The 22,045-nt window shown below is 72.4% G+C and carries 17 protein-coding genes and 1 pseudogene; 7 read left to right on the top strand and 11 right to left on the bottom strand.

Features of this window, described 5'->3' with window-relative positions; all coding sequences use genetic code 11:
- Nucleotides 1-81 precede the first annotated feature (81 nt).
- Both ACZ5CZ_RS23940 and ACZ5CZ_RS23935 read right to left on the bottom strand, forming a co-directional pair.
- Nucleotides 82-1,722 (bottom strand): ABC-F family ATP-binding cassette domain-containing protein, encoded by a 1,641-nt coding sequence (locus ACZ5CZ_RS23940; RefSeq protein WP_468945789.1) that lies wholly within the window; start codon nt 1,720-1,722, stop codon nt 82-84.
- A 39-nt stretch (nt 1,723-1,761) separates the two neighbouring features.
- Complete coding sequence (locus ACZ5CZ_RS23935) at nt 1,762-2,793, bottom strand: oxidoreductase (protein ID WP_468945786.1); 1,032 nt, start codon at nt 2,791-2,793, stop codon at nt 1,762-1,764.
- Nucleotides 2,794-2,912: 119 nt separating this feature from the next.
- Here ACZ5CZ_RS23935 and ACZ5CZ_RS23930 point away from each other — a divergent pair, with 119 nt between their 5' ends.
- Nucleotides 2,913-3,830 (top strand): FAD-dependent oxidoreductase, encoded by a 918-nt coding sequence (locus ACZ5CZ_RS23930; RefSeq protein WP_468946007.1) that lies wholly within the window; start codon nt 2,913-2,915, stop codon nt 3,828-3,830.
- Here the strand turns inward: ACZ5CZ_RS23930 and ACZ5CZ_RS23925 are convergent.
- Nucleotides 3,749-5,733: pseudogene (locus tag ACZ5CZ_RS23925) on the bottom strand (Xaa-Pro dipeptidyl-peptidase). The gene ACZ5CZ_RS23930 and the pseudogene ACZ5CZ_RS23925 sit on opposite strands and share 82 nt — an antisense overlap.
- Before the next feature lie 187 nt (nt 5,734-5,920).
- Between ACZ5CZ_RS23925 and ACZ5CZ_RS23920 the strand changes: the two are divergent.
- Entirely contained in the window at nt 5,921-7,411 is a 1,491-nt protein-coding gene (locus ACZ5CZ_RS23920; RefSeq protein WP_385845858.1) for a M1 family metallopeptidase, read from the top strand.
- Between the two features lie 3 nt (nt 7,412-7,414).
- Here the strand turns inward: ACZ5CZ_RS23920 and ACZ5CZ_RS23915 are convergent, their stop codons facing one another.
- The 3 genes from ACZ5CZ_RS23915 to ACZ5CZ_RS23905 are packed head-to-tail and all read right to left on the bottom strand — an operon-like array spanning nt 7,415 to nt 10,317.
- Nucleotides 7,415-8,323, bottom strand: a complete 909-nt coding sequence (locus ACZ5CZ_RS23915) for an adenosine kinase (protein ID WP_468945784.1) — start codon at nt 8,321-8,323, stop codon at nt 7,415-7,417.
- A complete protein-coding gene (locus ACZ5CZ_RS23910; RefSeq protein ID WP_468945782.1) occupies nt 8,320-8,808 on the bottom strand; it encodes a macro domain-containing protein in 489 nt (162 codons plus the stop codon). The genes ACZ5CZ_RS23915 and ACZ5CZ_RS23910 overlap by 4 nt, the downstream gene beginning before the upstream one ends.
- Nucleotides 8,809-8,850: 42 nt before the next feature.
- Nucleotides 8,851-10,317, bottom strand: coding sequence for an amino acid permease (locus ACZ5CZ_RS23905; protein ID WP_467549740.1), 1,467 nt, complete (start codon nt 10,315-10,317; stop codon nt 8,851-8,853).
- A 211-nt stretch (nt 10,318-10,528) separates the two neighbouring features.
- Between ACZ5CZ_RS23905 and ACZ5CZ_RS23900 the strand changes: the two genes are divergently transcribed.
- Nucleotides 10,529-11,251 (top strand): MerR family transcriptional regulator, encoded by a 723-nt coding sequence (locus ACZ5CZ_RS23900; RefSeq protein WP_468945780.1) that lies wholly within the window; start codon nt 10,529-10,531, stop codon nt 11,249-11,251.
- Here ACZ5CZ_RS23900 and ACZ5CZ_RS23895 read toward each other — a convergent pair.
- The 3 genes from ACZ5CZ_RS23895 to ACZ5CZ_RS23885 are packed head-to-tail and all read right to left on the bottom strand — an operon-like array spanning nt 11,237 to nt 15,886.
- Nucleotides 11,237-13,420: a 3-hydroxyacyl-CoA dehydrogenase NAD-binding domain-containing protein gene (locus ACZ5CZ_RS23895; RefSeq protein WP_468945778.1), complete on the bottom strand. Its 2,184-nt coding sequence runs from the start codon at nt 13,418-13,420 to the stop codon at nt 11,237-11,239. The genes ACZ5CZ_RS23900 and ACZ5CZ_RS23895 overlap by 15 nt on opposite strands.
- A gap of 41 nt (nt 13,421-13,461) precedes the next feature.
- Entirely contained in the window at nt 13,462-14,676 is a 1,215-nt protein-coding gene (locus tag ACZ5CZ_RS23890; RefSeq protein WP_385845865.1) for an acetyl-CoA C-acetyltransferase, read from the bottom strand.
- A gap of 58 nt (nt 14,677-14,734) precedes the next feature.
- A complete protein-coding gene (locus ACZ5CZ_RS23885) occupies nt 14,735-15,886 on the bottom strand; it encodes a CaiB/BaiF CoA transferase family protein (protein WP_468945775.1) in 1,152 nt (383 codons plus the stop codon).
- Between the two features lie 215 nt (nt 15,887-16,101).
- Between ACZ5CZ_RS23885 and ACZ5CZ_RS23880 the strand changes: the two genes are divergently transcribed.
- Nucleotides 16,102-17,301 carry a saccharopine dehydrogenase family protein gene (locus tag ACZ5CZ_RS23880; protein ID WP_385847995.1) on the top strand — a complete coding sequence of 400 codons (1,200 nt, stop codon included), beginning with the start codon at nt 16,102-16,104 and terminating at the stop codon, nt 17,299-17,301.
- Nucleotides 17,302-17,314: 13 nt separating this feature from the next.
- Here ACZ5CZ_RS23880 and ACZ5CZ_RS23875 read toward each other — a convergent pair whose 3' ends face one another.
- Nucleotides 17,315-18,022 (bottom strand): endonuclease V, encoded by a 708-nt coding sequence (locus ACZ5CZ_RS23875; RefSeq protein ID WP_385847997.1) that lies wholly within the window; start codon nt 18,020-18,022, stop codon nt 17,315-17,317.
- A gap of 58 nt (nt 18,023-18,080) precedes the next feature.
- Complete coding sequence (locus tag ACZ5CZ_RS23870) at nt 18,081-18,422, bottom strand: plasmid stabilization protein (protein ID WP_385847998.1); 342 nt, start codon at nt 18,420-18,422, stop codon at nt 18,081-18,083.
- Between the two features lie 196 nt (nt 18,423-18,618).
- Between ACZ5CZ_RS23870 and ssgD the strand changes: the two genes are divergently transcribed.
- The 3 genes from ssgD (at nt 18,619) to ddaH (ending at nt 21,867) form a co-directional block, all read left to right on the top strand.
- Nucleotides 18,619-19,035, top strand: coding sequence for a spore wall synthesis regulator SsgD (gene ssgD / locus ACZ5CZ_RS23865; RefSeq protein WP_385848000.1), 417 nt, complete (start codon nt 18,619-18,621; stop codon nt 19,033-19,035).
- 304 nt (nt 19,036-19,339) lie between these two features.
- Complete coding sequence (locus ACZ5CZ_RS23860) at nt 19,340-20,968, top strand: ABC-F family ATP-binding cassette domain-containing protein (protein ID WP_468945770.1); 1,629 nt, start codon at nt 19,340-19,342, stop codon at nt 20,966-20,968.
- A gap of 122 nt (nt 20,969-21,090) precedes the next feature.
- Nucleotides 21,091-21,867: a dimethylargininase gene (gene ddaH, locus ACZ5CZ_RS23855; protein WP_385848003.1), complete on the top strand. Its 777-nt coding sequence runs from the start codon at nt 21,091-21,093 to the stop codon at nt 21,865-21,867.
- The last annotated feature ends 178 nt before the right edge of the window (nt 21,868-22,045 follow it).

The raw sequence follows: 22,045 nt of genomic DNA, 5'->3' as shown, positions 1-22,045 counted from the left end.
GGCACTGTCCGGGTCCCGGGCCGAAACCCGGGACCCGCCTTAACCGGGGACCGCCTTGACCCGGCACCCGGCTTCCGCTTGCTAGCGCTCCGTCACCTTTCCGTCCGCGACCTCCAGGTGGCGGGTCACGCTGACCGCGTCCAGCATGCGGCGGTCGTGGGTGACCAGGAGGAGGGTGCCGGTGTAGGCGTCCAGGGCCTGCTCCAGCTGTTCGATGGCGGGCAGGTCGAGGTGGTTCGTCGGCTCGTCGAGGACGAGGAGGTTGACGCCCCGGCCCTGGAGCAGGGCGAGGGCGGCACGGGTGCGTTCGCCCGGGGAGAGGGTCGCGGCCTGGCGCAGGACGTGCTCCGACTTCAGGCCGAACTTGGCGAGCAGCGTGCGGACCTCGACCGGCTCGGTGTCGGGCACGGCCGCGCAGAAGGCGTCCAGCAGGGTCTCCGGGCCGTGGAACAGCCCCCGGGCCTGGTCGACCTCGCCGACCAGGACGCCGGAGCCGAGCGCGGCGTGCCCGGAGTCGAGCGGGACACGGCCCAGCAGCGCGCCCAGCAGGGTCGACTTGCCCGCGCCGTTGGCGCCGGTGACCGCGACCCGGTCCGCCCAGTCGATCTGGAGGGACACCGGTCCGAAGGTGAAGTCCCCGCGCCGTACCTCGGCGTCCCGCAGGGTGGCGACCACCGCTCCGGAGCGCGGGGCGGACGCGATCTCCATGCGCAGCTCCCACTCCTTGCGCGGCTCCTCAACCACCTCCAGGCGTTCGATCATGCGCTGCGTCTGGCGGGCCTTGGCGGCCTGCTTCTCACTGGCCTCGCTGCGGAACTTGCGGCCGATCTTGTCGTTGTCGTTGCCGGCCTTGCGCCGGGCGTTCTTCACGCCCTTGTCCATCCAGGTGCGCTGCATCTGGGCGCGGTCCTGGAGGGCGCCCCGCTTGTCGGCGTACTCCTCGTAGTCCTCGCGGGCGTGCCGGCGGGCCACCTCGCGCTCTTCCAGGTAGGCCGCGTAGCCGCCGCCGTAGAGGTTGATCTGCTGCTGGGCCAGGTCGAGTTCCAGGACCTTGGTGACCGTGCGGGTGAGGAACTCGCGGTCGTGGCTGACGACGACCGTGCCCGCGCGCAGACCGGTGACGAAGCGTTCGAGGCGCTCCAGGCCGTCGAGGTCGAGGTCGTTGGTGGGCTCGTCCAGGAGGAAGACGTCGTAGCGGGACAGCAGGAGGGAGGCGAGGCCGGCGCGGGCGGCCTGGCCGCCGGAGAGGGAGGTCATCGGCTGGTCCAGGCCGACGGCGAGGCCGAGCGAGTCGGCCGCTTCCTCCGCACGCTCCTCCAGGTCCGCGCCGCCGAGGCCGAGCCAGCGCTCCAGGGCGGTGGCGTAGGCGTCGTCGGCACCGGGGGCGCCGTCCACCAGCGCCTGCGTGGCCTCGTCCATCACGCGCTGTGCGGCGGTCACGCCGGTGCGGCGGCCGAGGAACTCCCGGACGGTCTCCCCCGGCCTGCGCTCCGGCTCCTGCGGCAGATGGCCGACGGTCGCGGCCGGCGGGGACAGCCGCAGCTCGCCGTGCTCGGGCGCGAGCAGCCCGGCGAGCATCCGCAGCAGGGTGGACTTGCCCGCGCCGTTGGCACCGACCAGCCCGATCACGTCGCCGGGCGCGACGACGAGGTCGAGCCCGGAGAAGAGGGAGCGGTCGCCGTGCCCGGCGGCGAGGTTCTTGGCGACGAGAGTGGCAGTCATCAGACGCCGAGTTTAAGGGGCTGGCTGGTCGGGTGTGCCTCAGCCTGTTGTGCCGTGGTGCACCGGTGCCACGAGCACGGCCTGTGCGGTCCGGGCGACCAGGTAGGCGTCCCCCTTGACGGCCCCCGGGTCCAGGGGGACGCGGTGCCGGCCGGGTGTCAGGGTGCCGTCGAAGACCTCGTGGGCGCGGTTGCGGCGGAGCCGGCCTTGGCGGTACGCGGTGATCCGCACCCGGCACGCCGAGGTCACCTCCACGACCGCCGTGCCGTCGGCGGCGGCCAGCGCCGTCAGCCGGCGCCCCGGGAGCGGGCCGCGGTCCAGGGCCTGCTCGATCTGGGCGACGAAGACCGGCACGATCGGGGCGGGCGCCTCGACGCACCCGGCCTCGATGCCGGCGCGCTCCAACGCCCGCCGCATCTCGGCGCGTTCGGCCGCGGTGACCGTGTCGGCGAAGGCGACGGCGCCGTATCCGCGCAGTTCCTCGGCGGGCACGTCCCGGGCGTCCGGGGTGATGTCCGCACCGACGCCGATGGCGCGCAGCGCGGCGGCCGTCCGGGCGAGCCCACCGGCCCGGGCGCCGATCAGCAGGACCCGGCGGCGGGGTGCGGCGGGGCCGTCGACCAGGGCGGTGAGGGCGGCGCGGTACTCGGGGCCGTGGAAGCGGAACGGTCCTATGCCGTGATAGCCGTCGCGCTCCAGGTCCGCCCGCGGTCCCGTCTGCCAGGCGAGGTCCCGCCACACGTAGTCCTCGCCGTCGCGCTCGATGACGGCCGTGACCGCTCCGCAGGCCAGGTCCTCGCACTCGGGGCAGCCGTAGAGGACGAACCGGCCGTCCGGCAGCGGGGGTCCGGCCTCCAGCAGCAGCGCCCGGACGTGCGCGGTGAAGATCGCGGGCGGCACGTCGGAGGCGAGCGGGGAGACGGCGTCCAGGTCGGACAGGAGCGGCAGCAGGGGGCGGCCGTCCACGACGAAGTCCAGGAAGTCGCGGTGGGTCCGGACACCGCCGTCGGCGAGGACACCCCCGGCGCGCATCGCCGGAGCCACGCCGAAGGTCGTGTATACGGCAGACATGCTGTGAGTATCCCCACACCGGGGCGGATGTGAGCGCCGCATGACATATTCGCCGGGCGCTGTCCCTTAGTCCGGGCAGGGCCTATCGTCCTGGCGTGGACAGCGAGCCGGGTGACGAAGTGATCGTGGTCGGGGGCGGGGTCGCCGGCCTCACGACGGCCGTGGTGCTGGCCGAGTCGGGGCGGCGGGTGCGGGTGTGGGCGCGGGAGCCGGCCGAGCGGACGGTCTCGGCGGTCGCCGGCGGCCTGTGGTGGCCGTACCGCATCGAACCGGAGCCGCTGGCCGGGGCGTGGGCGCTGGAATCCCTCGCGGTGTACGAGGAGTTGGCCCACCGGCCGCGGGAGACGGGCGTACGTCTGGTCGAGGGCGTACACGAGGGGGTCCGGCTGGACGAGCTGGGCGACTGGGCCGGCCGGGTGCCGGGGCTGCGGGCGGTGCCGGACGGGCTGGCGGCGCGGCTGCCGGTGATCGACATGCCGGTGTATCTGGGCTGGCTGCGGGAGCGGCTCGTACGGGCCGGTGGCGCGGTGGAGTCGCGCGAGGTGACCGACCTGGCCGCGGTGCCGGCGGCCGTCGTGGTCAACTGCACGGGACTCGGGGCCCGGTCCCTGGTGCCGGACCCGGCGGTACGGCCGGTGCGCGGGCAGCTGGTCGTGGTGGCGAACCCGGGGATCACGAACTGGTACGTCTCCGTCGACCGCTCCCCCACCGACTCCACCTACTTCATCCCGCAGCCCGGCAGACTGCTGCTCGGCGGTACGGCGGAGGAGGACGACTGGTCGCCGGAGCCGGACCCGGCCGTGGCCGCGGCGATCGTCGCCCGCTGTGCGGCGGTACGGGCGGAGATCGCGGGAGCCCGGGTGCTGGAGCATCGGGTGGGCCTGCGGCCGGTGCGCGATGCGGTACGGCTGGAGCGGGAGGCGCTGCCGGGCGGCGGCCCGGTGCTGGTGCACAACTACGGCCATGGCGGCGCCGGGGTCACGGTGGCGTGGGGATGCGCGCGGGAGGCGGCCGGGCTGGCGCTCACGGCCGTCTGAGGGGCGCGGGTTGTGCGCCCCTCGGCGGCCGCACCGGCTAGGCGAGCGGGAGGTCGGCTGTCGTGCGGGAGAGGTCCAGGGTGAGCGTCGGCCTGGTGGACGGGGGTTCGATGAGGTCCCGGTCGGTGCCCGCGATGATCAGGGCCAGCCGGTGCCCCGCGGGTACGACATGGTCGGTGGCCGCGAGGTTCAGGGTCATGGTGTAGGCCGTGCCCGGGGTGAGCGGCACGCCTCTGTCGAGCGAGGCGTGATGGCCGAGGTCGGCCCAGCCGCGGCTGAACACCGTGAAGCCGGCCTCGGTCGTCTTCGCCCGGGTCTCCTTGAAGCAGGCGCTGTCACCGGCCGTACTCTCGCCCCAGCAGGTGCGCCGGGTCAGCGTGCTGATGCCCTCGCCGTCGTCGGCGTAGTCGCGAAGGGTGTCGGGCCCGAGGTCGACGAGTACGGCGGACAGATGGGCCGACGCGGTGCTCGGGGTCGCGGTGACCGTCACCCGGGAGGAGCCGGACAGGCGCAGGTCGTGGCTGAGCGGTGCGGTCAGGAAGCCGGCCTTCTCGGGGGTGGGCGTGGTCAGGTGCGCGGCCCAGTCGGTCTCGCCGAGCGTCGGGTCGTCGGTGAAGGCCTCGGTGCCGGTGGCGGAGCGCGCCCCGAGGGTGCCGACGCCGGGCCGGGCACCCGGGGCCGGGTGCAGGGTGACGGTGCGGGTGGTGCGCGGGGGCCAGGTCGCGGAGGTGACCCACTGGTCGGGGTGGCGCTCGATGTCGGCCATCGGCTCGCGGTCGATCCCGTTGTCGTAGCCGAGCAGTTCATGGTCGAACCAGCGGTGCAGGGTGTCGACCCAGGCGCCGCGCCGGTAGTCGAAGGGGTCGACATGGCCGCTCTGGGACAGCCAGATCTTGCGCCGCACCCCGTGCCGTGCCAGGGCGTCCCACCACTGGCCGAGGTGCCGGGTGCGGACGTTGAGGTCCTGCATGCCGTGCACGAGGAACACGCTGGCGCGCACCTTGGCCGCGTCCTTGACGTAGTCCCGCTCGGTCCACAGCGGGGTCCAGTCGCCGCTGCGCGGGCTGCCGTCGGCGAGCCTTCGCTGGACGGCGGCGCAGTGGGCTCGCGCGCCCTCGCTCTCCACGGCGCCTGCCAGCCGGTCGGGGCCGCTGTCGTGGAGCGGGGTGCCCTGGGCGAAGTAGTAGTCGTACCAGGAGGAGATGGCGCTGATGGGCACGATGGTCTTCAGTCCCCGGACGCCGGTGGCGGCGACGCCGTTGGCGACGGTGCCGTCCCAGCTCTTGCCGATCATGCCGGTCGTGCCGTCGGTCCAGGTCGCCTTGACCGGCCTGCCGCCGGTGCGGCTGCTGTAGCCGCGGGCGCGGCCGCCCAGCCAGTCGATGACGGCCTTCGCGGACTGGATGTCGAAGCGGCCGCCGACGTCCACACAGCCGTCGGAGCGGCCGGTGCCGGCGAGGTCGACGCCGACGAAGGCGTAGCCGCGGGGCACGAAGTAGTTGTCGAGGAAGAGCGGCATACGGACCACCCGGCCATGGGTGTCGTACGTCTTGACCTGGTTCTCGTTGCCACGCCCGCAGCACGCGTAGTAGGGGCTGGCGTCCATGACGACCGGGACCTTGCGGCCCTGCCGGGCGGGTTCGGCGGGCCGGACGATGTCGGCGGCGACCCGGTCGGTCCGGCCGTCCCCGTCCGCGTCGAAGCCCGTGTCCACCCAGACGGACTCACGGACGGCGTGGGCATAGGAGTAGACGGGCCGGCTCTCGCGGTTCCCGTGGTTCTCGCGGGGCGCGGCATGGGCGACGGCCGGGGTGAGGAGGGCGGCCGTCAGGAGGGCGACGACCGCCACGGCCGGCGCCCGCCAGGGTGTGCGGCGCGGGTCTTCCGATGAGTGTCTCGGCATGGGCGGACGGTACTCCCGGCAACTGCGGTGCACGAGAGCGAAAACGGGCGACACGTGTGGCCGCGTGACGGCTGAATGGCGATCGTGTGACAGCAGGGGCCATGGACAGGTCAGGAACCACAGAGACTGAATAGGCTCCGAACACCTTCTCCGAACGGACTTGCAGTCCAGACGACTTGGAGCTGACGTGCACCGCAGAATCATCGCGCCGGGCGCACTGGCGGCGGCCTCCCTCCTGCTGGCGATCCCGGCATCGGCCGCGAGCTACTCCCCCGGCGCGCCGGGCATCGGCGACCCCTACTACCCGTCCTACGGCAACGGCGGCTATGACGTCTCCCACTACGACCTGCGGCTGCGGTACCAGCCGGCGACGGACGAGTTGGACGGCACGGCGACGATCCTGGCCCGGACCACGCAGGACCTGTCCAGCTTCGACCTGGACTTCCTGCTGGACGTCAGCGAGGTACGGGTCAACGGCAGCGCGGCGGCCTTCGCGCACTCCGGCGAGCACGAGCTGGTGATCACGCCGAAGACCCCGCTGAAGAAGGACACGCCGATCACGGTCGTGGTGCGCTACAGCGGGGTGCCGTCGACGAAGAGCGCGTACGGCTTCACCACCTGGCACCGCACCCCGGACGGCGCGGTCGCCGCCGACGAGCCCGAGGCCGCCTGGTGGTGGTTCCCGAGCAACGACCACCCGCTGGACAAGGCCACCTACGACGTGTCGGTGGCGGTGCCGGACGGCACCCAGGCCATCTCCAACGGCACGCTCCAGTCGTCGAGTTCGAAGCTGGGCTGGACCCGCTACAACTGGCGGGAGAACAAGCCGCAGGCGACCTATCTGGCCACGCTCGCCGTCGGCAAGTTCGACATCACCACCGGCACCTCCGACGGCGGGGTGCCGATCGTCAACGCCTACAGCAAGGACCTCGGCGACAACGACGGCGCGGCGCGGGCCAGTGTGGAGCGCACCGGGGAACTCGTGGACTGGCTGAGCGGCTATTTCGGGCCGTATCCGTTCAGCAGCGCCGGCGGCTATGTGCCGAACACCACCACCGGGTACGCCCTGGAGACGCAGACCCGGGTCTACTACAGCCCGAAGCAGTTCGCGAACGGCGCCAACACCTCCGTCGTCGTGCACGAGCTGGCCCACCAGTGGTACGGCGACGACGTGTCGCTCAAGGGCTGGAAGGACATCTGGATCAACGAGGGCTTCGCGCGGTACGCGCAGTGGCTGTGGTCGGAGCACGAGGGCGAGGGCACCACGCAGGAACTTGCCGACTACGTGTACGCCTCGCACCCGGCCGACGACCCGTTCTGGACCGTGAAGCCCGGTGACCCCGGTCCCGACGACCAGTTCGACATCGCCGTCTACGACCGGGGCGCGCTGGCCGTGCAGGCGCTGCGCAACGCGGTCGGCGACGATGCCTTCTTCGCCATTCTGAAGGGCTGGCCCGCGGAGCACGCGTACGGCAACGCCTCGGTGGCCGACTTCGAGAAGTACGCGGAGCAGGTGTCGGGCAAGCCGCTGGACGCGCTGTTCGACACCTGGCTGTTCCAGCCGTCGAAGCCGGCGGCGCCGGCCGCGCGCTCCTTCGCCGCCACGGGTGCGACGGGTGCGAAGGTCACGCAGCCGAAGTCGTGGAAGAAGATCGAGGCCACGAACGACGTGCGCTGAGTCTCACCCGGCCGGCTCCGCCGCCGCTTCGAGGAGCCCGTCCCGGTCTATCGCGTCCGCGCGGACGGCCGGGACGGTGCACGCGTACGCGCCCGCGATCGCGCCGTAGCGGGCGCACCGCTCGTGCGGCTCGCCGCTCAGCCGGCCGTAGAGGTAGGCGGCGGCGAAGGCGTCGCCCGCGCCGTTGGAGTCCACCACCGGCGCGGGCGGGACCGCCGCCGGGATCCGGATCAGCTCGCCGTCGGCCAGCAGATGGGCGCCGTCCGCCCCGGCGGTGGCCACGACCGCCTCGGCCCGGCCCCGCTCGGCGATGCGCCGCATGGTCCGCTCGGGGTCGGTGAGGGCGGCGGCGGAGAGGAAGACGAGGTCGGCGGTGTGGGCGAACGGCTCGTGGTAGGGGTTCTCGCCGTCCCAGTCGTGCAGATCGGTGGAGAGCGGTACGCCCGTCGTGCGCAGCACCGGCAGGGCGTCGGCGCAGGGCTGGGTGAGGGTCACGTGCACATGGCGGCTCGCCGCCGCCAGCTCGCGCAGGATGGCCTCGGGGAAGCGGTCGCCGGGGCGGGCGCGGGTCGTGTCGTACAGGGAGAGGCGGCGGCCGTCCGGGCCCACGAGGTTGACCGCGCGTTTGGTCCCGGCGGGCTGCGGGAGCGCGGTCAGCCCGATGCCGTGCGCCTCGTGCAGGGCGCGGACCAGCTCGCCCTCGGGGTCGTCGCCGAGCAGGTCGAGGTGGTGGGTGCGCAGGCCGAGCGCGGCCAGGCCCAGGGCGACGAAGTCGCCGGTCTGCCCGGCGCGGGTGCGGATCCCGGAGCCGATCATGTAGCTGTCGGCGTACGGCAGGGGCAGTTCCGGGACGTGCACGATGGTGTCCACACCCGCCCCACCGAGCACCAGCACATCGTTCCGCACGCTCATCCGCGGCCCTCCTCGTGGTCGTAGACCGTCACGGCGATCCCCCGCCGTACGAGCCGTTCGGTGATGAGCGGCTCTACGCGGGACCACTTGCCTCCCGCCAGGCCGCAGCCTATGCGGGGCATGTGCACGGAGGCGCCGAGTTCCGTCACGCGGTCCGCGAGCCGGCCGAGGGCGGTGTCGATGGCCTCGTAGCGCACCGGGACGCCCTTGCTGCCGGCCCTGATCCCGCGCTGGCCGACCATGTTGGCCACCCACAGGTAACGCTCCACCTGGACGAGTTGCACCGCACCCAGCGCGAAGTCGTTCCGGGCGCGGTCGCGGTGCCAGGCGCGGTAGGCCGCCTCGGGTTCCGGCCAGCGGCGGGAGAGGGCGAGGACGAAGCCCTTGCCCCAACCGCCGATGTCGTTGCAGACATGGGCGATCACCTTGGTGCCCTTGGCGGACGGAGCGGTGGCGTCACCTCGGATGTACTGGGCTTCCGACATGACGCCACCGTAGGCGATGCCACTGACAGTGGCGGTGAGCTGCTACTTCGTCAGCTCGGACGGCTCCTGGGCGGTGTTCTCGGACACCCGGCGGCGGACGCCGAACCAGCCGGCGACCAGCATGACGGCGATGACCGGGATGAGCAGGATGGTCTTGCGGCCGACGTCGGGGTCGTTCCACATCATGCCGAGGCAGACCAGCAGGAAGGCGATCGTGGCGATCTCGGTGACCGGGCTGAACTTCAGCTGGAAGTGCGGCCGGGTCGCCAGGCCGGCGCGGGCCCGGCGGACGAAGATCATGTGGCAGACCATGATGATCACCCAGGTGCTGATGATGCCCAGGGAGGCGATGTTCAGCACGATCTCGAAGGCCTGGCTGGGCACCAGGTAGTTCAGGCCGACGCCGAGCACGCAGACGGCGCAGGTCAGCAGGATGCCGCCGTAGGGCACCTGGCTGCGGTTCATCCGGCCGGTGAACTTCGGCGCGGAGCCCGCCATGGCCATGGAGCGCAGGATGCGGCCGGTGGAGTACAGACCGGAGTTGAGCGAGGACATGGCGGCGGTCAGCACGACCAGGTTCATCACATCGCCGGCCGCCGGGACACCGATCTTGGAGAGCACGGTCACGAACGGGCTCTCGTCGGCGGAGTACACCGAACCGGGCAGCAGCAGCGCGAGCAGCACGACCGAGCCGACGTAGAAGAGGCCCACCCGCCACATGATCGAGTTCACCGCGCGCGGGACGACCTTCTCCGGCTCGGCGGTCTCACCGGCGGCCACGCCGACCAGCTCCAGCGCGGCGTACGCGAAGATCACGCCCTGCATGACCAGGACGACCGGCATCATGCCGTGCGGGAACAGACCGCCGTGGTCGGTGATGACGCTCAGACCGGGGGTGTGGCCGTCGACCTTGTGCTGGGTGGCCAGCAGGAAAATGCTGATCAGCATGAAGCCGACGATGGTGGCGACCTTGATGATCGCGAACCAGAACTCCATCTCGCCGAAGATCTTCACCGAGATGAGGTTCACCGCGAGGACCACCGCGAGCGCGATCAGCGCCAGCACCCACTGCGGGATCGAGGTGAAGAAGCTCCAGTAGTGCGTGTAGAGCGCGATGGCGGTGATGTCGGCGATGCCGGTGGTCGACCAGTTCAGGAAGTACATCCAGCCGGCGACATAGGCACCCTTCTCACCGAGGAACTCGCGCGCGTAGCTCACGAACGACCCGGAGGACGGGCGGTACAGGACCAGCTCACCGAGGGCGCGCACCACGAAGAAGGCGAAGACACCGCAGACCAGGTAGGCCAGGGCGAGCGCCGGACCCGCGTTGTGCAGACGGCCGCCCGCGCCCAGGAGGAGCCCGGTGCCGATGGCGCCACCGATGGCGATCATGTTGACGTGCCGGGCCTTGAGGTCCTTGCTGTAACCGGCGTCGCCCGCGTCCGCGGGCGTCTGGGGCGCCTGGGGAGGGGCGGCGGCCTGGGCCGACTGCACGGCGTCCTTGCTCACGGTGGTACCACTTCCTGGTGGGCCCGGACCTCGTGGGCCCGGGTGTCCGTACTTGCTCGGCCCGCACCCCGCCGGTGGGCATCGGTACAGACCAAGGCAGCAGCTTCCCAGAGGGTTGTCCGGATACGCGGTGATCCACGCCACAGAGCGGCGTTTCTCACAGGATCTTGACCGGTTTCACAGTTCCGGTGAGACAGCGATACTGCTGCACATGACGACCGACACTGGGGAGCCCGGCACCGGGGAGCCCACCCTCACCGTCGACGAGCTGGCCGCCCGCGCCGGTGTCACCGTCCGCACCGTCCGGTTCTACGGCAGCAAGGGGCTGCTGCCCCCGCCGGCGATCGGTCCGCGCCGGGTGGGGCACTACGGGCCCGGGCATGTGGCGCGCCTCGCGCTGATCGAGGAGCTTCAGCAGCAGGGCATGACCCTCGCGGCGATCGAGCGGTACCTCAAGCAGCTGCCGCCGGATCTCGGCCCGCACGACCTGGCCATCCATCGCGCGGTGGTCGCGTCCTGGGCGCCGGACACGGTCGAGACCGTGTCGCGGGGCGAACTCGAACGGCGCGCCGGACGCCCCCTCTCACCCGAGGACATCGAGTGCCTGACGGCGATGGGCGTGGTCCGGGAGGAGGACGAGGGGATGCTCCGGGTCGACTGCGGGCTGCTCCGGCTCGGCGTCCGGCTCCTCGACGCGCCGCTGTCGCAGGACGCGATCCGCGCGGCGCGCGGGGTGCTCATGGAGCACTCGCGCGCCGCGGCCCACGAACTGGCCCAGCTCTTCCGCGGCGAGGTGGCGGAGCGGGACACCCGGGATGTGAAGTCCCTGTCCGCGCATATGCAGCCGCTGGTGGTGCAGGCGCTGCTCACGACCTTCCAGCGGTCGCTGCGGGAGGAGCTGGGCGAGTGGCTCGGCGGGTCAGGGGCGGACTGAGTCGCTGAACGGCTCGCCCTTCCCGGCCTTCTCCACCAGCAGCGCGGGCGGGGTGAACCGCTCGCCGTAGCGCTCGGCCAGCTCGCGCGCGCGGGCCACGAAGCCCGGCAGACCGCCTTCGTAGCCGTTGATGTACTGGAGCACGCCGCCCGTCCAGCCGGGGAAGCCGATGCCGAGGATCGACCCGATGTTGGCGTCGGCGACCGAGGTGAGGACGCCCTCCTCCAGGAGCCGTACGGTGTCGAGCGCCTCGGCGAAGAGCATCCGCTCCTGCATGTCGTGGAACGGGATCTCCTGGCCCGGCTTGGTGAAGTGCTCGCGCAGGCCCGGCCAGAGTCCGGCGCGCCTGCCGTCCTCGGTGTAGTCGTAGAAGCCCGCGCCGCCGCTGCGGCCGGTGCGGCCGAACTCGTCCACCATGCGGTCGATGACCGCCTCCGCCGGGTGCGCGGTGTAGGTGCCGCCGACCTCCTCCACCGCCCGCCGGGTCTCGCCGAGGATCTTGCGCGGGAGGGTCAGGGTCAGCTCGTCCATGAGCGAGAGCACCTTGGCCGGGTAGCCGGCCTGGGCCGCGGCCTGCTCCACGGAGGCGGGCTCCAGCCCCTCGCCGACCATGGCGACGCCCTCGTTGATGAAGTGGCCGATCACGCGGGAGGTGAAGAAGCCGCGCGAGTCGTTGACGACGATCGGCGTCTTGTTGATCTGCCGGACCAGGTCGAAGGCGCGGGCGAGGGCCTCGTCGCCGGTCCGCTCGCCCTTGATGATCTCCACCAGCGGCATCTTGTCGACCGGCGAGAAGAAGTGCAGGCCGATGAAGTCGGTCTGGCGCTCGACGCCCTCGGCGAGCGTGGTGATGGGCAGGGTGGAGGTGTTGGAGCACAGCAGCGCGTCGGGCGCGACCACGGACTCGATCTGCTGGAACACCTTGTGCTTGAGCGCGGTGTCCTCGAAGACGGCCTCGATCACCGCGTCGCAGCCCGCGAGGTCGGTCACCTCGGCGGTGGGGGTGATGCGGGCGAGCAGCGCGTCGGCCTTCTCCTGGCTGGTGCGGCCCTTGGCGACGGCCTTGGCGCACAGCTTCTCCGAGTACCCCTTGCCCTTGAGGGCCGCCTCGACGGTGACGTCCTTCAGGACGACGTCGATGCCCGCGCGGGCGCAGGCGTAGGCGATGCCGGCGCCCATCATCCCGGCGCCGAGGACGGCGACCTTGCGGACCTGGCGGGGCTCGACGCCCTTCGGGCGGTTGGCGCCGGAGTTGACGGCCTGGAGGTCGAAGAAGAACGCCTGGATCATGTTCTTGGCGGTCTGCCCCGTGACCAGCTCGGTGAAGTAGCGGGTCTCGATGGTGCTCGCGGTCTCGAAGTCGACCTGGGAGCCCTCCACCGCGGCGGCGAGGATGTTGCGCGGGGCCGGGTAGGGGGCGCCGTTCGTCTGCTTGCGCAGGCTGGCCGGGAAGGCGGGCAGGTTGGCGGCGAACTTCGGGTTGGCCGGCGTACCCCCCGGGATCCGGTAGCCGGGGACGTCCCACGGCTGGTGCGACTCGGGGTGGGCGTCGATGAAGGCGCGGGCCTTGGCGAGCATCTCCTCCGGGGTGGCGGCCACCTCGTGCACCAGGCCGGCCTCCAGGGCGCGCCGGGGGCTGTACTGGGTGCCCTGGAGCAGCACCTTCAGCAGCGCGTCGGTGATGCCCATCAGCCGGACGGTGCGGGTGACGCCGCCGCCCGCGGGGAGCAGGCCGAGCGTGACCTCGGGCAGGCCGATCTTGGAGCCGGGGGCGTCCAGGGCGATCCGGTGGTGGGAGGCGAGCGCGATCTCGTAACCGCCGCCCAGGGCCGCGCCGTTGACGGCGGCGACGACGGGCTTGCCGAGGGTCTCGATGCGGCGCAGCGCGCTCTTGATCTCGGTCGCGGTGTCGAAGACCTGCTGGGCGTCCTCGGGACCGGCCTTGATCATGTCCTTGAGGTCGCCGCCCGCGAAGAAGGTCTTCTTGGCGGAGGTGTAGATGATGCCGCGGATGGAGTCCTTCTCGGCCTCCGCGCGCGCGGCGACGGCCTGGATGGAGGCGCGGAACGCCTGGTTCATGGTGTTCGCGGACTGGTCGGGGTCGTCCAGCACGAGGGTGACGACACCGGTGTCGTCCTGCTCCCAGCGGATGGTGGTGCTCTCGGTCATGACAGTCGTCTCCGTTGAAGTCGCTTGTTTCCGCGGGGAGTTCAGATGCGTTCGACGATGGTGGCGATGCCCATGCCACCGCCCACGCACAGGGTGGCGAGGCCGTAGCGCTTGTCCTGGCGCTCCAGTTCGTCCACGAGGGTGCCGAGGATCATGGCGCCGGTCGCGCCGAGCGGGTGACCGAGGGCGATGGCGCCGCCGTTGACGTTGACCTTGTCGAGGCTGAGGCCCATGTCCTTCACGAAGCGCAGGACGACCGCGGCGAACGCCTCGTTGATCTCGACCAGGTCGATGTCGTCGATGGTGAGGCCGGCCCGGCTGAGCGCCTTGCGGGTGGCGGGCGCGGGTCCGGTGAGCATGATGGTCGGCTCGGAGCCGGAGACGGCCGCGGAGACGATCCGCGCGCGCGGGGTGAGACCGTAGCGCTCACCGACCTCCCTGGAGCCGATCGCGACCAGGGAGGCGCCGTCCACGATGCCGGAGGAGTTGCCCGCGTGGTGGACGTGGTCGATCTTCTCCACCCAGTGGTACTTCTGGAGCGCGACCGCGTCGAAGCCGCCCAGCTCGCCGATGTCCGCGAACGACGGCTTGAGCTTGGCGAGGGAGTCGGCGGTGGTGCCGGGGCGCATGTGTTCGTCGTGGTCGAGGACGACCAGGCCGTTGCGGTCCTTGACCGGGATCACCGAGCGGTCGAAGCGGCCCTCCTTCCAGGCGGTGGCGGCGCGCTCCTGGGACAGGGCCGCGAACTCGTCCACGTCCCGGCGGGTGAAGCCCTCGATGGTGGCGATCAGGTCGGCGCCGATGCCCTGCGGCACGAAGTTGACGGCGAGGTTGGTCATCGGGTCGTTGAACCAGGCCCCGCCGTCGGAGCCCATCGGCACCCGGGACATGGACTCCACACCGCCCGCGAGGACCAGGTCCTCCCAGCCGGAACGGACCTTGGCCGCGGCCAGGTTGACGGCCTCCAGGCCGGAGGCACAGAAGCGGTTCTCCTGCACGCCCGCGACGGTGTCCGGCAGTCCGGCGGCGATCGCGGCGATCCGCGCGATGTCGGAGCCCTGGTCGCCGACGGGGCCGACGACGCCGAGCACGATGTCGTCGACGGCGGCCGGGTCGAGGCCGGGGAAGCGGTCGCGCAGCGCGTGGATGAGGCCGACGACCAGGTCGACGGGCTTGGTGCCGTGCAGGGCGCCGTTCGCCTTGCCGCGGCCGCGCGGGGTGCGGATCGCGTCGTACACGTACGCTTCGGTGCTCACTGGAGTGCCTTTCGGGAGGGTGGGCCGAGCGGGGGCGGGGTCGCCTGGGTCGGTGGGGTCAGTCGCCGTCGGCGGCCGGGGGGTCGTGCAGCGCGGGTACGGCCCAGTCCCGGGCCACCGACTCCGTGTGCGCGCCGGGCAGGGCCGGTCCGCCGCGGACGGCGGCGGGGGTCGCGGAGAAGCGGGGGGCGGGGGCGGGCTGGGTGATGCCGGAGTGGGTGACGAAGGTGCCGCGCGCGGCCAGGTGCGGGTGGTGCGGGGCCTCGCGCAGGGACAGCACCGGGGCCACACAGGCGTCGGACCCCTCGAAGAGGGCCGTCCACTCGTCCCGGGTGCGGGCCTTGAAGCGGGCGGCGATCTTTTCGCGCAGCTCGCCCCAGCGGGTCCAGTCCGTGCGGGCGCCGTCCTCCTCGGCCAGGCCGAGCAGGCGCAGGAACTCGTCGTAGAACTGCTCCTCCAGGGCGCCGACCGCGATGTACCGGCCGTCGGCGGTCTCGTAGGTGCCGTAGTAGGGGCAGCCGCCGTCGAGGAGGTTGGCGGCGCGCCGGTCCTGCCAGCCGCCGGCCGCCAGCATGCCGTGGATCATCGCGGACAGGTGGGCCGCGCCGTCCACGATGGCGGCGTCGACCACCTGTCCGGTGCCGGTCGCGCGCGCGTGGTGCAGCGCGGCGAGCACGCCGACCACCAGGTAGAGCGAACCGCCCGCGTAGTCGCCGAGCAGGTTGGCGGGGACGGGCGGGGGCTCGTCCGGCCGGCCGATCATGCCGAGGGCGCCCGTGACGGCGATGTAGGCCACGTCGTGGCCGGCGCGGGGGGCGAGGGGGCCGTCCTGTCCCCAGCCGGTCATGCGGCCGTAGACCAGACGGGGGTTGCGGGCGTGGCAGTGCTCGGGGCCGACGCCGAGCCGCTCGGCGACGCCCGGGCGGTAGCCCTCGATCAGGATGTCGGCCCGCTCGGCGAGATCGAGGACGCGCGCGGGTCCGTCCGCCGCCTTGAGGTCGACGACGACCGAGCGCTTGTTGCGGTTGGTGAGGTCGCGGGCCGGGTCGATGCCGATGCCGGGGCCGCCCGGCCGGTCCACCCTGACCACGTCGGCGCCGAGGTCGCCCAGGAGCATGGCGGCGAACGGGCCCGGCCCGATGCCGGCCAGCTCCACCACGCGCACGCCGGTGAGCGGGCCGTCCTGCCCCGGCTTCACTGCCGTCGTCATCGAGCCCCCAAGCGAGTGTGACACTACCGATGTAACACCGGTGATGCTAAGAACACGTTCCACCGGACACAAGACCTGAACGAGCAAGCGCTTAGCCAAGTGCCCGGAGCGTCCGGGATCACCCGGACGGATGAAAGGCCGGTCGTCGGAGCGCGCACACCTCACGCTAGCCTCAGCGACCGACGGCGGCGCGGGCTGCGGGACGAAGGGGTGTCATGGCCAGGCTGAAAAGGACGGACCGTCCGTACGACCTCGTGCTCTTCGGAGCGACGGGCTTCGTCGGAACGCTGATAGCGGAGTACCTCGCCGCGCACGCGCCGCGGGACCTGCGCTGGGCGATAGCGGGCCGCGACGCACGCAAGCTGGAGCGGCTGCGCGAAGCGCTGCCCGGCGGCGCGGAGATCGGCGTACTGCGCGCCGACGTCGCCGAACCGGACACCGTGCGGGCCCTCGCCGACCACGCGCGCGTGGTGGCCACGACCGTGGGGCCGTACATCCTGCACGGCGAGGCGCTGGTCGCCGCCTGCGCGCAGGCCGGCACCGACTACCTGGACCTCACCGGTGAGCCGGAGTTCGTGGACCTGATGTACGTCCGGTACGACGCACGCGCGCGGGAGACCGGCGCCCGACTGGTGCACGCCTGCGGCTTCGACTCCGTGCCGCACGACCTGGGGGTGTACTTCACCGTCCGGCAGCTGCCGGAGGGGGTGCCGCTGACCGTGGACGGGTTCGTGAGCACCGACGCGGCGTTCTCCGGGGGCACGCTGGCCTCGGTGCTGAACCAGATCGCCCGCGGCCGGCAGATGCTGTCCGCCGCGCGCGAGCGGGCCCGGCACGAGCCCCGGCTGCTCGGGCGCCGGGTGGCGACCCCGGCGGGCGCGCCGCGGTTCGCCGGGGAGGTCGGCGCGTGGGCGGTGCCGCTGCCGACGATCGATCCGCAGATCGTGCGCCGCTCGGCGAAGGCGCTGGAGCGGTACGGCCCCGACTTCCGCTACCGGCACTTCGCCGCGGTCCGGCATCTGCCGGTCGCGCTCGGCGGGGTCGCCGCCGTCGGTGCCGTCGCGGCGGCCGCCCAGCTGCCGCCCGCCCGGCGCTGGCTGTCGGACCGGCTCAAGCCGGGTGACGGGCCGAGCCCGGAGAAGCGGGCGCGGAGCTGGTTCACCGTGCGGTTCGTCGGCGAGGGCGGCGGGCGGCGGGTGTTCACCGAGGTGGCGGGCGGCGACCCGGGGTACGACGAGACGGCCAGGATGTTCGCCGAGGCCGCGCTGTGCCTGGCCTTCGACGAACTGCCGCCGACGGCCGGGCAGGTCACCACCGCGCAGGCGATGGGCGACGCGCTGACCGAGCGGCTGCGCGCCGCCGGGATCACCTTCCGGGTGGCCGCCGAGACCGCGAGCGCCTCCACGCGCGCGTGAGGCAGCGCCCGGTTCAGGAGGCCGGCGCCCGGCGCGCCGTCGCCTCCTGGAGCGCCCTGCGGCACAGGGCGTCCGCCCGGCGCGTGGTCTCCGGCAGCCGGTAGGCCGGGGCCAGCGCCAGGGTGTGCGCCACGGCGTTGTCCAGGCTCACCCGGTGGCCGACCGAGACGAAGACCGGCTTGACGCCGTCCCTGGTGCGCACCGCGCGGCCGACCTCCTCGGTTCCGGCGAGCAGCGGTGCGCACGCGCCGCGCGCGGGGGCGGGGTCGTCGTAGGTGAAGGTGAACGGGTTCTTGGCGACGCCGATGGTCGGCAGGTCCAGGAGCACACCCAGGTGGCTGGCGAGGCCGAAGCGACGGGGATGGGCGAGGCCGTAGCCGTCGCACACGACCAGACCGGGCGGGCACGGCAGCCGCTCCAGGGCGGCCCTGACCGTGGGGATCTCACGGAAGGCGAGCAGCCCGGGCACATAGGGGAAGGAGATGCGGCCGACGGCGGTCGCCTCGGCCACCACCTCCAGGGTGGCCGCGTCCAGGACGACGGCCGCCGCGGCGACGAGGTCGAGGTCGTCGTCGTAGGCGACGTCCACGCCGGTGACCCGGCCGCTGCCGGGCGGCGGCCCGGGCTCGTCGAGCACCACCCGCCCGCGCAGTTCGTCCTGGACCGCGCGGGCCTCGTCCTCGGTCGCGGGCCAGCCCGCGGGTACGCCTACGGTCGTCATGGTGGGCACGACTGTACGGCTTCCCGGCCGGCCCCCGGACGCCAGGGGGTCCCCGAGCTCAGCCCTTCTTGGCGTTCAGCGCACGCTGGAGCTCGTCCTTGTTCATATGGGAGCGGCCCTCGATGCCGCGCTGCCTGGCCTCGTTGTAGAGCTGGTCGCGGGTGGGGCCGTGGGACCCGACGCGGTTGCCCGACCGCTGGCCGCCGCGCTCGGAGGACGACTTGCTGTCCTGCGTGGAGCTGCGGCTGGCGGTCTTGGACTCGCCGGAGCGGGCACGTTCCTTGTTCACGGTCCGCGCGGCGATCTCCTTGGCGCGTCCGGCACTCTCGCCCCGGTCCTGCGCGCTCTCCTTGATGTGCTCGTACTGACGCTCGCGCTTCGGGCTGGAACCGGCTGGCATGATCGCTCCCTTCCTCGCGCCGATGCCTTGCTGCACGCCGCCGAGTACCCGCCCTCGGGGCTTCTACCGGCCAGGCATGAACGCGGTGACCGAGGTCACTCGTTCCCCGCGTGCACGCAACGGCCGGATCCGTCGTCTCTCTGAGTGCCGGGCGTCGCACCCGGACGTAGCCCAGCCGTCACGAGGGAGCAAGGCGTTGTCAACCGTCATCGAGCAGCCCGTAGAGGCCCGTCTCGTCGCCGCCGCACCGCGCATGCCGAGCATTCCCGCCACGCTGCGCTACGACCGCAGTGATCCGTTCGCCGTCCGCATGACCTTCCCGGCCCCGGCCACCCTGGAGGGCGTGGAGGTGTGCTGGACCTTCTCCCGTGAGCTGCTCGCGGCCGGGCTGGAGGGGCCCGAGGGCCTGGGCGACGTCCGGGTCCGGCCGTACGGGTACGACCGCACCGTGCTGGAGTTCCACGCCCCGGAGGGCACCGCGCTGGTGCATGTGCGCTCGGGTGAGATACGGCGGTTCCTGGCCGCGACGGACGAGCTGGTGCCGGCCGGCCTCGAACACCTCCAGCTGGACCTGGACCACGGTCTGGCCGAGCTGATGCGCGACGCCTGCTGAGCCCTCCGCGCCCGGCGCCCAGGCGGATTCAATTCCGTTGACAGCGCTGCGCGCCCTTCCTACCGTGTAATCGGTCCTGTTGCCGTCGATTGGAGAAGGACGTTGCTCGTCTGAGGTCCTGAGACACCGCGTTCACACCCCTGAGGTGTGCGTGGCGTACGACCTCGGCGTCCGAGCCGTCCTTTGGCGCACAGGCCCTTTTCCCGTTCTCGGGCCTCCTCGTGCCCCGGGTCCTTCGGTGTCCGCCTCGCGGTGTCTCCCACGCGCTCGCCCCGACCGCACCCACCCACACCGCGAGGCCCTTGTGTCAACGAACCTCACCTGCACCGCCCTCTCCTTCGCCTGGCCCGACGGCACCACCGTCCTCGACGGTCTCGACCTCGCCTTCGGCCCCGGCAGAACCGGTCTCATCGGCGTCAACGGCTCCGGCAAGTCCACCCTGCTGAGGCTGCTGGCCGGCGAACTCGTCCCGGCCGCCGGTGCCGTCAAGGCCACCGGCGAGATCGGCTATCTCCCGCAGAACATCACCCTGGACACCACCCTCCGCGTCGACGAGGCCCTCGGAATCGCCGGCCGGCGGGCCGCGCTGCACGCCATCGAGTCGGGCGACACGGCCGAGGAGCACTTCGAGGCGGTCGGCGACGACTGGGACGTCGAGGAGCGCGCCCTCGCCACGCTCGGCGAACTCGGCCTCGGCCACCTCGGCCTGGACCGCACCGTCGGAGAGGTGTCCGGCGGCGAGTCGGTGCTGCTGCGGCTGGCCGCGCTGCTGCTGCGCCGCCCGGACGTGCTGCTGCTGGACGAACCCACCAACAACCTCGACCTGTACGCGCGCCGCCGGCTCTACCAGGCCGTCGGCTCCTGGCCGGGCATCCTGGTCGTGGTCAGCCACGACCGGGAACTGCTCGACCTGGTCGACCAGATCGCCGAGCTGCGCTCCGGCGAGGTCACCTGGTACGGCGGCGGCTTCTCGGCCTACGAGGAGGCCCTCGCGGTGGAGCAGGAGGCCGCCGAGCGGATGCTCCGGGTCGCCGAGGCGGATCTGCGCAAGCAGAAGCGGGAACTCGTCGACGCCCAGGTCAAACTGGCCCGCCGCAAGCGGTACGGGCAGAAGATGTGGGACACCAAGCGGGAGCCCAAGATCGTCATGGGAGCGCGCCGACGCGCCGCCCAGGAGTCCGCCGGCAAGCACCGCATCCTCCACGAGGAGCGGCTCGCCGAGGCGAAGGAGCGCCTGGACGTGGCGGTGGAGGCCGTACGGGACGACGACGAGATCCGCGTCGAGCTGCCGTACACGGCCGTACCGCCCGGCCGGCAGGTCCTCACCCTGGAGAACCTGGAACTCGCCCACGGCGTACGCGTCCCGGGGATCCTCGACCTGCGCGGCCCGGAGCGGATCGCGCTGGTCGGGCGGAACGGCTCCGGCAAGACGACCCTGCTGCGGACCGTCGCCGGACAACTGGCCCCGGTGGCCGGCCTGGCCACGGCGCATGTCCCGCTGCGGTTCCTGCCCCAGCGGCTGGACGTGCTGGACGACGAGCGGACGGTCGCCGAGAACGTGGCCCGGTTCGCGCCGGGCGCCACCAACAACCGGGTCCGGGCGCGGCTCGCCCGCTTCCTGTTCCGGGGGGCGCGGGCGGACCAGAAGGCGGCGACCCTCTCGGGCGGCGAGCGGTTCCGGGCGGCCCTGGCCGCGCTGATGCTCGCCGAACCGGCACCGCAGCTGCTGCTGCTCGACGAGCCGACCAACAACCTCGACATGGCGAGCGTACGGCAGCTCGTCTCGGCCCTGGAGTCGTACGAGGGCGCACTGCTCGTGGCCAGCCACGACCTGCCCTTCCTGGAGTCGGTCGGCATCACCCGGTGGCTGCTGATGGAAGGGGGCGAACTGAGGGAGATCGCACCGGAGGATGTCGGGCTGGGCACAGCCTGACAACGAGGGTTTTGCCCAGGCCGGAGCGGGCTGCATGATGGCGGACCGGTGCCGGACCTCGTCCGGCACCGGTCCGCGCCACTGCCGCGACCGAACCGTCCGACCGATACGAAAGGCTTCTCGTGCCCAGCAAGAAGGCCCTCGTCCGCCGCCCCAGCCCCCGTCTCGCCGAAGGCCTGGTGACGCACATCGAGCGGGAGAAGGTCGATGTGGAGCTCGCCGTGCGGCAGTGGGAGGCGTATGTCGAGGCGCTGCGCGCCCACGGCTGGGAGACGGTCGAGGTCGAACCGGCCGACGACTGCCCGGACTCGGTGTTCGTCGAGGACACCGTCGTGATGTTCCGGAACGTGGCGTTGATCACCCGGCCCGGTGCCGGTCCCCGCCGGGCGGAGACCGCCGGTGTCGAGGAGGCGGTGGCGAGCCTCGGCTGCTCGGTGAACTGGATATGGGAGCCGGGCACCCTGGACGGCGGCGATGTGCTGAAGGTCGGCGACACGGTCTACGTCGGGCGGGGCGGGCGCACCAACGTGGCCGGTGTCCAGCAGCTGCGCGCCGCCTTCGAGCCGCTGGGCGCGCGGGTGGTGGCCGTGCCGGTGAGCAAGGTGCTGCATCTGAAGTCGGCGGTGACCGCGCTGCCCGACGGCACGGTGATCGGGCACATCCCCAAGGTGGACCGGCCCGCGCTCTTCCCGCGCTTCCTGTCGGTGCCGGAGGAGTCCGGCGCCCATGTGGTGCTGCTCGGCGGGCACAAGCTGCTGATGGCGGCGAGCGCCCCGAAGACGGCGGAGCTGCTGACCGATCTCGGCCACGAGGTGATCACGGTGGACATCAGCGAGTTCGAGAAGCTGGAGGGCTGTGTGACCTGTCTTTCGGTGCGACTGCGGGAGCTGTACGCCTGATCGGGTGATTCTGTCAGCCCGACAGCCCCGGGACCTGGTGGGTCCCGGGGCTGTTCCGTATGCCGTCAACCCGGGTCCGACCTCGCTGATCAGCAGCCTTTACGGCGAACTTAACCTACGGGTTCGTAACCTACGGATTCGTAGCCTACGATCACGTACGTTCCGGCGCCGCTCGCCG

It is taken from the genome of Streptomyces sp. NPDC031418, assembly GCF_055581605.1.
The sequence above is the reverse complement of the archived record's forward strand: the minus strand, read 5'-3'. Positions and strand labels throughout refer to the sequence as shown.